General features: G+C 40.0%; 11 protein-coding genes. 3 read left to right on the forward strand and 8 right to left on the reverse strand.

The annotated features are described in order from the left end of the window. Positions 1-95 precede the first annotated feature (95 nt). A complete protein-coding gene (locus tag A9P82_RS11950; protein ID WP_066208120.1) occupies positions 96-761 on the forward strand; it encodes a peptidylprolyl isomerase in 666 nt (221 codons plus the stop codon). 3 nt (positions 762-764) lie between these two features. On the opposite strand, the gene A9P82_RS11955 is transcribed toward A9P82_RS11950, so the two are convergent. From A9P82_RS11955 to A9P82_RS11965, 3 genes are all read right to left on the reverse strand, one after another. Continuing rightward, complete coding sequence (locus A9P82_RS11955; RefSeq protein WP_197492162.1) at positions 765-1,325, reverse strand: tetratricopeptide repeat protein; 561 nt, start codon at positions 1,323-1,325, stop codon at positions 765-767. A gap of 150 nt (positions 1,326-1,475) precedes the next feature. Continuing rightward, entirely contained in the window at positions 1,476-2,501 is a 1,026-nt protein-coding gene (thiL, locus tag A9P82_RS11960) for a thiamine-phosphate kinase (protein WP_066208126.1), read from the reverse strand. 103 nt (positions 2,502-2,604) lie between these two features. Next, a complete protein-coding gene (locus A9P82_RS11965; RefSeq protein ID WP_066208129.1) occupies positions 2,605-3,519 on the reverse strand; it encodes a COX15/CtaA family protein in 915 nt (304 codons plus the stop codon). Between the two features lie 214 nt (positions 3,520-3,733). Here A9P82_RS11965 and A9P82_RS11970 point away from each other — a divergent pair, with 214 nt between their 5' ends. Further along, positions 3,734-5,224: a GH3 auxin-responsive promoter family protein gene (locus A9P82_RS11970; RefSeq protein WP_066208130.1), complete on the forward strand. Its 1,491-nt coding sequence runs from the start codon at positions 3,734-3,736 to the stop codon at positions 5,222-5,224. Positions 5,225-5,267: 43 nt separating this feature from the next. Here the strand turns inward: A9P82_RS11970 and A9P82_RS11975 are convergent, their stop codons facing one another. The 3 genes from A9P82_RS11975 to A9P82_RS11985 all read right to left on the reverse strand — a co-directional run bounded on the left by A9P82_RS11975 (position 5,268) and on the right by A9P82_RS11985 (position 8,723). Beyond that, positions 5,268-6,515 (reverse strand): hypothetical protein, encoded by a 1,248-nt coding sequence (locus A9P82_RS11975; RefSeq protein ID WP_066208133.1) that lies wholly within the window; start codon positions 6,513-6,515, stop codon positions 5,268-5,270. Positions 6,516-6,665: 150 nt separating this feature from the next. After that, complete coding sequence (locus A9P82_RS11980) at positions 6,666-7,619, reverse strand: methylenetetrahydrofolate reductase (RefSeq protein ID WP_066208136.1); 954 nt, start codon at positions 7,617-7,619, stop codon at positions 6,666-6,668. Positions 7,620-7,733: 114 nt separating this feature from the next. Continuing rightward, positions 7,734-8,723, reverse strand: coding sequence for a hypothetical protein (locus A9P82_RS11985; RefSeq protein WP_066208139.1), 990 nt, complete (start codon positions 8,721-8,723; stop codon positions 7,734-7,736). 38 nt (positions 8,724-8,761) lie between these two features. Here A9P82_RS11985 and A9P82_RS11990 point away from each other — a divergent pair, with 38 nt between their 5' ends. Continuing rightward, positions 8,762-9,481 carry a ribonuclease H-like domain-containing protein gene (locus A9P82_RS11990; protein WP_066209895.1) on the forward strand — a complete coding sequence of 240 codons (720 nt, stop codon included), beginning with the start codon at positions 8,762-8,764 and terminating at the stop codon, positions 9,479-9,481. 154 nt (positions 9,482-9,635) lie between these two features. On the opposite strand, the gene alaS is transcribed toward A9P82_RS11990, so the two are convergent. Both alaS and A9P82_RS12000 read right to left on the reverse strand, forming a co-directional pair. After that, positions 9,636-12,281: an alanine--tRNA ligase gene (gene alaS / locus A9P82_RS11995; protein WP_066208143.1), complete on the reverse strand. Its 2,646-nt coding sequence runs from the start codon at positions 12,279-12,281 to the stop codon at positions 9,636-9,638. A 148-nt stretch (positions 12,282-12,429) separates the two neighbouring features. Further along, a complete protein-coding gene (locus A9P82_RS12000) occupies positions 12,430-14,217 on the reverse strand; it encodes a glycoside hydrolase family 15 protein (protein ID WP_066208145.1) in 1,788 nt (595 codons plus the stop codon). Positions 14,218-14,328 lie beyond the last annotated feature (111 nt).

A 14,328-nucleotide genomic window follows, 5' to 3' on the forward strand; every position in this document is an offset into this window, starting at 1 on the left:
GCGAGGAGCGCGCTTTAATCTAAAAATTATTAAAATTAAAACTGTAATAAAATTTATTACAGTTTTAATTGTTTTAAACGAAAAAATTAGTTTTAATGAAGAAAATAATTTTCCTTTTAGTTTTTATTGCATTAATAAATATTGTTGCCGGTGCTCAAACTTATCGTGTCGTAATGAAAACAACACAAGGAAAAATTTTGTTGGAGTTATTTGACGGAACGCCCAAGCATCGAGACAATTTTGTCAAACTTGCACACAAACATTTTTATGACGGATTGTTGTTTCATCGTGTAATCGCAGGCTTTATGATACAAGGCGGCGACCCGGATTCGAGAACCGCAAAACAAGGACAATTGCTCGGCGACGGCGATGTTGGTTACACTATTCCTGCGGAGTTTAATGACAAATATTTTCATCAGCGCGGCGCACTTGCGCAGGCGCGAGATGATAATCCTGCAAAAGCATCTTCGGGTTGTCAATTTTATATTGTAACAGGAAAAAAATTCACGGATGAAACTTTGGCAAAAGAAGAAAAACGCGCAGGCCGAAAAATACCCGAGGCACAAAAAGAAATTTATAAAACCATTGGCGGCGCGCCGCATCTCGACGGCAATTACACCGTGTACGGACAGGTTTTAAAAGGCATGGACGTTGCCGATAAAATCGTAAACCAAAAGCGCGACAAAAACGACCGCCCGCTCAAAAATCAGGTAATTGAAAAAGTGAGAATTAAGAAGAAGTTTTTGGGAGTTTGGTTGTAAATATTATAATTTAATCTCGTCATATCTTGTTGGTCTATTCCGTTTGCCAACAATTACGTCGTTTATTATTTCCGATAACCTTAGATTTATTTTGTCATTTGGGTCTGCTTGTATTGCTTCTTTTATTCTCTTGTCTGCAAGGTCTGTGTCGCCATTGATAAGATATGCAAGAGCAAGATTTCCAATTAAACCTACGTTTAAATTGTCAAGAGATAAGGCGTGGGTGGCAACGCTTACTGCTTCTTTTCCTTTTCCTAAATCCAAACATTCAATCGTCAGTTCTCGTGCAACGTCAGGATTGTTCTTTTCTATTTCAAAGGACTTGTTAAACTCAAAATAAGCATTGTCGTGTCGTTGCAATGCTTGATAGCCCTTACCTTTAATCCAATATGCTGCAAAATTGTTGGGGTTTATTTGTGTTACTGCGTCTAAATATCTAATTCCCTCCACAATACTGTCTTTTGCCTTTGCGTTTATGGTTATAAATTTTCCTTCTAAGTGCATATAAGGTTCAATTAGCTTTGTCCCTTTAAAGTAATATGGATTGTGGTTTTCTTTTTTCAAAACCAATTCTATTTTTTTATTTTGAGAGCATTTAAATAAAGAAGTCAAAAATCTACGCATAATTGTCAATGTAATTTTATTTGTAGTTCAACATATTATCTTATGAGATTTGCCTTGCTAAAGGTCAACAAAAATTGAAAATAAAATTATCTAAAACGCCTTCCACCCTTGCGCCGTAATATCAAATGTATTTCCACCTTTGGTTAAAAACTTGCAACCCTCTTCAACATCCGTAACATAACCGATTACAGCGATTTCTTCATTCAGAGTAATCTTGTCGTAATCTTCCTGTTTCAGCGTAAAAATCAGTTCATAATCTTCGCCGCCGTTGAGCGCACACACGGTCGGGTCAAGCCCGAATTTAAAAGCAGCCTGTCGCGCAGCTTCGTTAATCGGCAGTTTGTCTTCATAAATTTTACAGCCCACATTGCTTTGTTTGCAAATGTGCAGCACTTCGCTGCTCACGCCATCGCTCACGTCCATCATCGAGGTTGGAACAATCTCATTCTTCTCAAAAAAATCGATAATATCTTTCCGCGCTTCGGGCTTTAAAATTCGTCCGACTATATAATCTTCGCCTTCCAAATCGGGCTGCACTTTCGGATTTTCCAGATAAATTTTCTTTTCCCTTTCCAGCAAAGTCAAGCCCAAAAATGCGCCGCCAACTTCGCCCGAAACACAAATCAAATCGCCTTTTTGCGCGGTGTTGCGTTTCACATATTTGTTCGGCGCCACTTCGCCCAAAGCCGTAACGGAAATTACAAAACCTTTTTGCGAAGCGGAAGTATCGCCGCCGATTAAATCCACCTGATACTTTTCGCAAGCCGCATAAACGCCTTCGTAAAATTCCGTCAAAGCCTCAACGCTAAAGCGGTTGCTCACGCCGATGCTCACGGTAATTTGCGTAGGCTGTGCGAACATCGCATACACATCGCTGAGATTTACAACCACGCTTTTGTAACCCAAATGTTTCAACGGCGTGTACATCAAATCGAAGTGAACGCCTTCAATCAGCAAGTCGGTTGTAACAACAGTTTGCTTGCCGAAATGGTCAATCACGGCGGCATCGTCGCCAACGGTTTCGATGGTTGAAGCGTTGTATATTTCAAAATTTTTCGTCAGGTGTTCGATTAATCCGAACTCGCCTAATGAGGATATTTCGGTGCGGTTTTCCATATTTGAAAGTTAAAATGTTATCGGTTATTTGTTATCAGTTATCTGCAACTGATAATGCTTTCTGAATATTGATTATTTTTTATTGTGTATTGAATATTACTCATTATTTTACTCTCAGCAATTGTGAGAAAACGGTAACAATTAAAACGGATGAAAATAATAAATGCAATGGCTGCGCAAAAGCAGGCATTTTCAGTTGTGTCATGATTAAGCCTAAAAATATTTCGCCCATGACCAACAGTAAAATGATTAATCCTCGTCGCTGCAAACCCGCGTAGGAAAAGGATTTTCCTGCAGCGGCAATGCAAAGCAAAGCCGCGAGCCAAGCAATAATTTCGTGTGTTTGCAAATAAGAACCGATATTTTTCAGCCACAATTCTCTTTGTGTGTATTGAAATGATTTTGAAACAATATCCACATCGGCACGCACTTGTGTGCCGATAATCATTTGAATCAATAAAACAACCAGCGCAGCCCAAAGAAACAACCTGAATTGTTTGTCCTGAACCTTTTCTTTTTTCTCCAAAACAAAAATCATTACTCCACAAATTGCCGCCATTAAAATAGCCGGAAACATATGCGCCGTAATTTGCATCACACCGAGATTTGTATTTACTACAACTTTACCGACCCACGCTTCAAATACAACCAAGAAAACAAGTGCGAGCGATGAATAGAAAACCGTTTTTTTGGATTTATAATATTTTATGGCAGCCCAAACGATTAACACAATCAGCATACATCCAAGCACCACAGAACACAGGCGATTAATGTATTCAATCCACGTATGAAATGCGTTGAACGTATGGTCAATGTCCTGCTTGCGCAAATATTTTTCATAGTCTTTCGGCAACTGTCCCGCATTCAACGGCGGAATTAAACGACCGAAACAATGCGGCCAGTCAGGACAACCCATACCGCTGTGCGTGGTGCGCACAATGGAACCCGCGAGTATCACGGTAAAAATCGCGTACATCACGGCGCGTGTATAATTGATAAAACTTCTGTCGCTCTGCATCACAAAATATTTGAGGCTGCAAAGATAGTGCTTTGATTAAGAGAGAATATGATTGTTGTCATTTGTGTTTCCCGCAGAGTATGCAGATTTGTTTCGCGGATTTTCGTTGAAAAAACTTCTGCGAAAATCTGCGTTTCTTTCATCTGTGAAAATCTGCGGGAAAATCTACCCGATAGCTTCAATTCCTTTACTTTTGAAAACTTAATTGTTACGAATGAAACTCAAATCCACTTTGGCAAAACCGTTTGCCAATTTTGTGTATAATAAAATAAAAAAAGAAATGGCTTCTGCGGTCGAAGACCAGCAAACTATTTTCTTGGAATTAATCAAAACAGCCGCTAATACTGCGTTTGGCAAAGACCATCATTTTAAAGACATTAAAAACTACGAAAATTTCGTAGATGCAGTTCCCGTCCGCGATTACGAAATGTTGAAGCCTTACATCGAACGAATTAAAAAAGGCGAGCAAAATATTTTGTGGAAAGGCAAACCTTTGTATCTCGCAAAAACGAGCGGCACTACAAGCGGTGCAAAATATATTCCCATTTCAAAAGAGTCGATTTCCAATCACATCAACACGGCGCGCAATGCGTTGCTTTGCTACATCGCGCAATCGAAGAATGCAGATTTTACCAACGGCAAAATGATTTTCCTCAGCGGCTCGCCCGAACTGGACAGAATCGGCGGCATTCCTGCGGGGCGATTGAGCGGCATCGTCAATCATCATGTGCCGGCGTATTTGCGTACCAATCAACTGCCGAGTTTTGAAACCAATTGCATCGAAGACTGGGAAACCAAGCTCGATAAAATTGTGGAAGAAACCATTAATAAAGATATGACGCTCATCAGCGGAATTCCGCCTTGGGTGCAAATGTATTTCGACAGACTCGTTGAAAAAACGGGCAAGAAAATCAAAGATATTTTTCCCGATTTTTCTGTGTTGGTTTACGGCGGCGTGAACTTTGAACCGTATAAACAAAAGTTGTTTGACACGATTGGAAAGGAAATTGATTCGATAGAATTGTTTCCCGCGTCGGAAGGATTTTTTGCTTTCCAGGATTCACAAACGGAACACGGAATGTTGCTCAATACCAATTCGGGCATTTTCTTTGAGTTTGTAAAAGCCGATGATTTTTATAAAAAAGATGCGAAGCGCATTTCTTTAAAAGACGTTCAGTTGAATGAAAACTATGCGCTCATCATCAACAACAACGCGGGTTTGTGGGGTTATGATATTGGCGACACCGTAAAATTTGTAAGCCTCAATCCTTACAGAATTGTTGTAACAGGAAGAATTAAACATTTTATTTCTGCCTTTGGCGAACACGTGATTGGCGAAGAAGTGGATTATGCAATTTCGGAAGCAGCGAAAAAGTTTAATGCAAAAATTACGGAGTTTACCGTTGCGCCGAAAGTGGAACAAGGCGAAGGAAAAAGTTATCACGAATGGTTTATCGAATTTGAACAACAACCGGACAATTTGCAAGCATTCGCGGAAGAAATAGATAATTTGCTGCGCAAGAAAAATGTGTATTACGACGATTTGATTACAGGCAATATTTTGCAGAAACTAAAAATTTCGTTAGTAGAAAAAGACGGCTTTATCAACTACATGAAATCCATCGGAAAGCTCGGCGGGCAAAACAAATTGCCTCGCCTGAGCAACGACAGAAAGATTGCGGATGATTTGAAAAAGTATATTTGAATTAAGTCTGTAAAACTTTCAAACCTTGTAGAGTTGCCTTGAATTACCAGTTCGGCGGATATTCGTTTATCCAGTGAAATCCGCGATTGGTTAAGGAATAATCTTTCTTTGTTTTTCTTACGGTAATAATTTTCGCAGGAAGGTTTTTTATATTGCCCGTAAAAATTACAGTGTCTTTGTTCAATGAATAATTCAGCAATGCAAATTGCGTTGAGTCTTGATTTTTCACATCAAACAATTGCTTGGTTGTATCTATTTTTGCAGGAAGCCATTGACTTTTTTGATTATTGTGCGTAATGGAAATTCCTTCTTTATAAGCAACATATATTTTGTTCCATCCTGTAGAATCTTGTTCATTTGTATTTGCAGAAATTGTGTCTTTGTCCAGAATAAAAGTGTTGACAGTGTACACACCTTCCATCGGTATTTTATCTTCTTTTAGTGTAAACCACAATCCTGTAATATTCGAGTAAAGAAGATAAGCTATCAGTAAAATTTTTATTGCGCGTAAACTTATCTGCATCCATTTTTTTCGTACGCGAAGTTTGTTATAGTCTAACTTTTCTGTTCTGTGTTTTACAAAGAAATTAAACAATATTTTCCATTCATAAGTCAGCATGAAAATGCACAGTAAGACAATGTGCGTTGAAAATATTTTTACAGGAACATCGTACATGAAATTCAGCAGCGCAACATTCAGCATCACAGTCATGGAAAACAATGAACCGAATGTTTTGGTCTTTCTGAAAAGCAACAATGCGCCGCCGATACATTCCAGCAGACCCGAAACAAAAGTATATGTGCGTGATGCTCCCATGAATGTCCACACCATGCCCATCGGCGACATATCGCCCACTTTTTCTTCTAATCTGTAATAACCGTTTCCGGGAAATTGCCCGTTGAAAATTTTTGCAAAGCCATAGCTCAGCATTGTATAAGCAACATAATATCGGGCAATTACAATTGTGAACAAATACAGTTGCCGATAGGTTTTTCTTTTATGGTCTGTAATAAGAATAATAAGACTTATGAAACAGGAAATAATGATGTTTACAAAAACCAAAACATAATCATAAGTTGTATCACCGCTTCCTGTGCGTTCAATTTTGTGCAGGTCTTTTATATGCAGAAATGTTTTACCGACCCATACAATGAATTTTTCATAAAACGGCATCGAAGGAATAAACTGTGAAAACGCAATGAAGATAAAAACATATACAATAGCCCACAGATTAAAGAACTTTTTAAGCTGCCCGTCTCGCCGTAATGCAGTTGCAGATTGATTTTCCATAAACCATCATTTTATTAAAGATAACAATTGGATTTTATAGTAAACAAAAAAGATGATTGATTTTTGAAAGACAATCATCTTCGTTACCCACAGTTATTCTTTTATATAAATGATGTTTTTAAAGAAAAGGTTGCATCAGTGGAAAAATATTTACACAATTTCCTTCACAACATTATAAATTGTTTGCGGTTTGCCCAATGTATAAAAATGCAGCACGGGCACACCGAATGCTTTAAGTTCTTTGCATTGTTGCACAAGCCATTCAATGCCTATTTTTTCTGCATCTGCATCGTTGGTCGTTTGCAAAATGGCATTGGATAAATCGTGTGGAATTTCTACATTAAATATTTTCGGGAGCACAGAAAGCTGTTTCTTGTTTATCAGGGGTTTCAGTCCCGGAATAATCGGAATATTGATGCCGAGCGACTTACAGTCTTCTACAAACTTGAAAAACTTTTTGTTGTCGAAAAACATTTGCGTCATTATATAATCTGCGCCTGCATCTGCTTTTTCTTTCAATCGCTGCAAATCTTCTTCATAGCTTTTGGCTTCAAAATGCGTTTCGGGATAGCCGGCAACGCCCGCGCAAAAATCTGTTTTTCCGCCTTCAATTATTTCATCGTCCAGATAAATTCCTCTATTCAGATTTTTTACTTGTTTTAGCAAATCAATCGCGTAGCGGTGCCCGCCTATTTCAGGTTCAAAATGCGTTTCGTTTTTTGCCGCATCGCCGCGCAATACCAATACGTTTCTGATGCCAAGAAAATTCAAATCAATGAGAGCATCTTCCGTATCGCTTTTGGTAAAGCCGCCGCAAATGATGTGCGGTGCAGCATCCACCTGGTAATGATTCATAATAGCTGCACAAATGCCTACCGTTCCGGGACGTTTACGCACGGCAACTTTTTCAAAAGTTCCGTCGTTGCGTTTTTTTATCATCGTATCTGCTCGATGATAAGTAACATTTATCCATGACGGTTTGAACTCCATCAACGGATTCAGATGATTGTATATGGATGAAATATCTTTGCCTTTGAGCGGCGGCAATATTTCAAAGGAAATCAAAGTGTCTTTGGCTTGTTGTATATGTTCCGTAATCTTCATTCTGCGTGTTTCCTTAAAAGTTTTGCAATATTAATCATTGAAGAGGAATATCGACAAAAAGAAACCCGAACATTGTTCGGGTTCACTGAATTAATGCCGTAAAATATAAGTTTTTTACAATCCTAAGAAACCTGATTTTTTCAGGGTTTTCACGCCCTCTCCTATTTTGTAGCCGTTGTTATATACTTCTATTTTGTAGTCTCCGGCTTGGAAACGGCTGCCCATACTCCAGTCAAAAGATACTTTTTGTTTTTGTCCCTGTGTATAATTGATGGATTGTAAATTGGTGTAAACTTTTTGTCCGTCTTCCCGGGTCTGGAATGTGCCGCTTCCCTGCGACGGAATTGAAATTACACGACCGTCCGGACCGGTAATAATCACATACAAGTCTTTTGGTCCGCTGGGTGCAATTTTGTTTTCATCGATTGTGAAAAATACACGCAACAAGTCGGCTTTCTTTGCTTTTGTGGTTTCATCGCCTTTTGCATTGATGGCTTCTACGCCAAAGTTCGACGCGTGCAATGTAGAGGCTTCATCTATAATTCTTTGGTTTTCTGCCGCTGCAGCTTGCAGGCTGTCCGATACGGTTTTGTTTTGCACAATCAATGTATCTCTTTGCGAGGCAAGTACATGATTATTCGCCGTAAGTGTATCGTTTTGTTTTTGCAATGCTGCTATTTGTGTGTACAAATCGTTTACTTTTCCATTAAGCTGGTCAATCAGGTTTTTTGCGCGTGTCAAATCGCCATTATCTTCTTTACGGATTTGTTCAATTTTTGCTTTCAGGTTATCAATTTCCGATTTTTGTTGTGCCAGCGTTCCCTGCAATTGCGTATTGCTTCCGGTAAGCGAATCCATTCTTCGCAATGCGTCGTTGTACTCTACCTGAATGGCTTCTTTTGCAGAATCCGAATTTGTTTTTTGCAATTGAAGTCCTGCAATTTCTTGATTGGATTTGCTATGGTCATAAATAATATAACCCCATGTTAGCAACAGCAGCGCAATTAAGATACCGTAAATCAATTTACGGTTGTCTTTCGGAGGTTTGTTTTGTGGCGCATCCGATTCTTGCGGAGTTGCCGATGGATAATTTGTGTATGCCATGAATATTTAATTTAACTTTAGTGAATAAAAAACTTTTTATGGAGCATATTTTGTCTCAATTGTTGTTTATCGATATTGAAACCGTTCCGCAATTTCCGGTTTTTGAACAAATGCCGGAAAATTGGCAACGGTTATTCGCCGAAAAAATGACTAAAACTATGCCAGAATCACAAAGCATAGAACCAATTTATAATGAAAAAGCCGGTATTTTGGCTGAGTTTGGAAAAATCATTTGCATTTCGCTTGGTTATTTTTTTGAAAATGAAAATAAAGAACCTACGCTCAAAGTTAAAAACATTTTCGGCGACAACGAAGCTGATATACTGAATGAATTTGTTTTGACAGTTCAAAAATTCAAGCACAAGTTTAAGGATTTTCAGTTTGCCGGGCACAACATCCGCGAGTTTGATATTCCGTACATCAGCCGAAGATTGTTGATTAACCAAATTCCGTTGCCCGATTTTCTGCCGGATGCCGGCGCAAAACCTTGGGAAGTAAAAATGTTCGACACATTGCAATACTGGAAATTCGGCGATTATAAAAATTATATTTCGCTGCATTTATTGGCAAATGTTTTAGGCGTTCCTACGCCGAAAGATGATATTTCCGGCAAAGATGTGCAGCGTGTTTATTACGAAGAAAATGATTTGCCGCGCATCGCAAAATATTGCGCGAAAGACGTTGCGGCTGTGGCAAATGTTTATCTTCGATTAAATCAATTGCCTTTGCTGAAGGAAGAGAATGTGGTAGTTGATTGAAGAAATGTATGAGTTGGCGCTTTATTGCTGTGTGAAGCGTCGTCGCTTCACACTAAAATTTTTTCACTTCATAGCGACAATCGGCAGGAACCGATAAAATAAAAATGCGCGGCGAAGACGCCACGCATAGCAACAATATTTTCAAACTGCGGAATTATACAATCAAATTTTTAACCGCTTCAATCACTTGAGCCAGATTGCTCGCATCTTGTCCGCCTGCGGTTGCTAAAGTTTTTTGCCCGCCGCCGCCGCCTTTTATTAAAGGGGCAATATTTTCTTTGATGATTTTTGCTGCATCGAGGTTCAAAGCAGTTACAACAGTTTCGCTGATACCAACAGCTACAAACGGCTTGCCGCCAATGTTTGCGCCGAGAACGGCAACATAATCGCGCAGATTATTTTTTAAATCCAATGCTAATTTTTTCAAAGCATCGGCGTTGCTTACTTCTATTACGGAGCCGATAAAGCTGATGGCAAATTCTTGTCCGTGCTGTGTTTTTACATTCAACAATTCATCTTTCTGCAACAGTTCATTTCTTATGCCTACCAATTGGCGCGCCTCAAGGTTTTCTATTCTTTTTCCCAAAACCGATTTTTCTTCCTGCAATTTCTCAATCGCTTTTATGGGTTCTTTGGTTTTTAATAATTCGGAAATGATTTTTACCTGTTCCGTTTTTTCCGAAACATATTGAAAAGCTGCTTCGCCTGTCAATGCTTCGATACGCCGGACGCCTGCCGCTACGGCGCTTTCAGCCGTTATTTTAAACAAACCGATTTGTCCCGTAAAGCCAACGTGTGTGCCGCCGCAAAGCTCTATGGAAAAGTTCGGGTCAATCATTACTACGCGCACAACATCGCCGTATTTTTCGCCGAACAACGCCATAGCGCCGAGTTTGAGCGCTTCGTCTTTCGGCATTTCTTTGATAACGACAGGAATATTTTCGCGGATTTTTGCATTCACAATTGTTTCCGCTTTACGCAATTCTTCGTCTGTAATTTTTGCAAAATGCGATACATCAAAACGCAGCAAATCAGGACTGACCAATGAACCTTTTTGATTGACGTGCTTGCCCAACACTTCTTTCAAAGCCGCGTGCAGCAAGTGCGTTGCGGAATGATTCAAAGTTATTTGCAAACGACGTCCCGCATTCACTTTTGCAACAACGGGGAAATTAAAATCACTTACAATTTTATCGGCAAAATGAATGATTTCGCCATTTTCTTTCTTCGTATCAATAATTTTTAATTCTTCATTATTAATTATTAATTGCCCAACATCGCCCACTTGTCCGCCGCTTTCGGCATAGAACGGCGTTTGTTCCAAAACAATTTGGAATTGCTCTTTGTTTTTCGATTTTACTTTGCGGTATTTGACAACTTTGGTTTCAGTTTCCAAATTGTCATAGCCGATGAAAGAAGTTTTGGCAACTTCATTTATCGTAATCCAATCTTCTGTATCTATTGCCGTTGCTGCGCGCGAGCGATTTTTTTGTTGTTGCATTTCTTGATTGAAACCATCTTCATCAACAGACAAGTTATTTTCTGATGCAATCAGTCTTGTTAAATCAATCGGGAAGCCGTAAGTGTCGTAAAGTTCAAACGCATCTTTTCCATTGATTTGATTGACGGTTTTTTCAGCAGATATTAATTCATCAATTCTTTTCAAACCTCTGTCCAATGTTCTCAAAAAAGCATCTTCTTCTTCTTTAATTACTTTCGTTACAAAATCTTGCTGCGCTTTTAATTCGGGAAAAACATGCTCAAATTGCTGCGCAATGTGCGGAATCAACTGAAACAACAACGGCGTTTTATAATCAAGATAAGAAAAATAATAACGCACCGCACGGCGCAAAATTCTACGAATCACATAGCCTGCGCCTGTGTTTGACGGAAGTTGTCCGTCAGAAATTGTAAATGCAATGGCACGAATATGGTCGGCTAAAACGCGGAAAGCCACATCTTGTTTGCTGTCGCTGAAAGCGTATGTTTTATTTACAATTTTTTCAATTTCGCTGATTGTTCCCGTAAAAACATCGGTGTCGTAATTGCTTTGTTTGCCTTGCAACACGCGCACCAAACGCTCAAACCCCATTCCCGTATCCACGTGTTTTGCCGGCAGGTTTTGCAGCGAACCGTCTTTCAAACGATTGAATTGCATAAACACATTGTTCCAGATTTCAATCACTTGCGGATGGTCGGCATTGACTAAAGTTTTTCCGTCAATTTGTTTTCGTTCTTCTTCGGAGCGGCAATCCACGTGGATTTCGGAGCAAGGTCCGCAAGGTCCTGTGTCGCCCATTTCCCAAAAATTGTCTTTCTTATTGCCTTTTAAAATGCGGTCTTCGGCAATGTGTTTTTTCCATTCGTTGTATGCTTCTTCGTCGAAAGGCAAACCTTCTTTTTCATCACCTTCAAAAACGGTTACGTACAGTTTGTCCTGAGGAATTTTATAAACTTCCGTCAGCAATTCCCAGCTCCACGCAATGGCTTCTTTTTTGAAATAATCGCCAAAGCTCCAGTTGCCGAGCATTTCAAACATGGTGTGATGATATGTGTCCACGCCCACTTCTTCCAAATCATTATGCTTACCGCTTACACGCAGGCATTTTTGTGTATCCGCAACGCGCTTGTGTTCGGGCGTTTTATTACCCAAAAAATAATCTTTGAATTGATTCATACCCGCGTTGGTAAACAAAAGCGTCGGGTCGTTTTTAATCACGATGGGCGCGCTGGGAACAATTGTATGCCCTTTCGATTTGAAAAAATCTAAAAATGCCTGACGTATTTCGGAAGAAGTCATGTAAAATATTTTGTGCGGCGAAGTTAATTAATTAAGCACAAGTTGTGCGTTTGAAAAATACAAATAACAGCATCTTTCGCAACGATATTTTATAAAACCGTTGTGTTTGCCGAAACAATAATAAGAAGACCCGAATCGCTTTTTTGGGTTAGACTAAAAAACGCGGCTTGTCCAGTTTTGTGGCAATGCAGGAGACAGCATTGATTAATCCCACATGACTGTATGCTTGCGGAAAATTGCCCCACTGGTCGCCATTGGCAGCGTCCACATCTTCACTAAACAGCAACAAATGATTGGCATAACCGAGCAAGTTTTCAAATGTTTCTATGGCATCGTCCAGGCGTCCTACGGAAGCTAACGCTTCAATATACCAAAACGCGCAAATCAAAAAAGTGGATTTGGGTTTTCCGAAATCATCTGCATGAAGGTATCTGTAAAAAAGACCCGTTTCGCCGCGTAATTCTTTTTCCAGCGCAGCCAAGTGGTCTTTCGCTTTTTGAGACGACGGGTCAAGGTAATTCATCACGATAAGTTGCAGCGTACTGGCGTCCAATGGCGTTTTGCCAACTGCATGAGTATATACTTTTCTGGAAGGGTCGTAGCAAGCTTCAATGTATTTTGCCGCTGTTGAAGTTAAACGTTGGGCTCTTTTTTCCAGTTGTCTGTCGCCGAGTTTCCGGGCAATGACAGCTGCCGCGTTGCTTCCTGCCCATTGGAATAAATTTGTATAGCAATGGTGGTTGGCAAAGTTTCTGAATTCCCAGATGCCGGCGTCTTTCTCGTCTATTGTTTGTTCGATTTTGGTAACGAGCGATTCGAGCCAGCTCACGGAATGACTGCGCTCTGCCGCCACAAAGCGGCTATCGGTATATAAGGGCAGCAGCGTTAAAAGCATCTGACCATACACATCATTTTGTATATGCTCATAAGCCTGGTTGCCGATGCGTACAGGCTGGTTATCCATATAACCTGAGAGGTTGCTTAACTCTTCTTCTTCCAGTTTCTTTTTGCCGGTAATGCTGTAAAGCGGCTGAAATTTTCCCGGTTCGTTTGCCGATATGTTTGCAAGGAATTTTGCATAAAGCTCCATTTCTTCAAAGTGCCCGAGCCGAAGTAGCGAAGACAACACGTAATAACTATCTCTGAGCCAGCAGTACCTGTAATCCCAGTTTCGTCCGCTGCCGGGATATTCCGGCAGACTGGTGGTGCTGGCTGCAATGATGGCGCCGGTATCTTCATACTGGTGTATTTTTAATGCCAACGCCGAGCGGATAACAGCATCCTGGTAGAGGTTGGAAATATTGGTATGCTTAATCCATCTTTGCCAATAATTGATTGTCTGTAATAAAAAATGTTCTACTGTATTTTCCAATGGTGCTTCCAACGGCTCTCCGTAAGTCAGCACCAAATAAATGGTATCGTATAAAACCAATGTACCGCGTTCAAAAAAATGACTTACAGGTGCATTGGTTGTGAGGCGCATTATATCTGTACCGCCGCTAAATTCGATATGATTGCTTCCACGATGTCTTGCCAAACGTTTTCTGCCATAATCGGTTACGGGATAACAGCGCATTCTTACGCGCGGCATTCCGCTGAGTTTTTCCACTTTTCGAATCAGCATGAGTGGTTTGAAATAGCGACCGTATTGCCGGAAGCGCGGCGCGAAATCCGTAACTTTATAAGCGCCTTCGTCGTTGGTAATGGTTGTTTCCAAAACATTGGTATTGGGCAGATAACGTTGTTCCGAGGTATATTTTCCATCGGGAAGAATAGAAAATTCTCCACCTGCTTTTTTGTCCAACTTACTGCCAAATACAAAACTACTGTCAAATGCGGGCAGGCACAGCCACGAGATATTAGTATCTTTTTGTACGTGCGCAATGTAAGCGCAGTTTCCAATAATGCCGCTCTGGTAAATGTGTCTTGTGCTCATGGGTAATTTTTTGGTCTATGTCGTTTTTTTAGAATATTGCCTGGTAAGCAATAACAACGACAACGTTTTTTTAGTGTTGCTGCAAAATGAGAACGCTTAATTATTGTAAAG

Source organism: Arachidicoccus sp. BS20 (genome assembly GCF_001659705.1).
Taxonomy (GTDB): Bacteria; Bacteroidota; Bacteroidia; order Chitinophagales; family Chitinophagaceae; genus Arachidicoccus.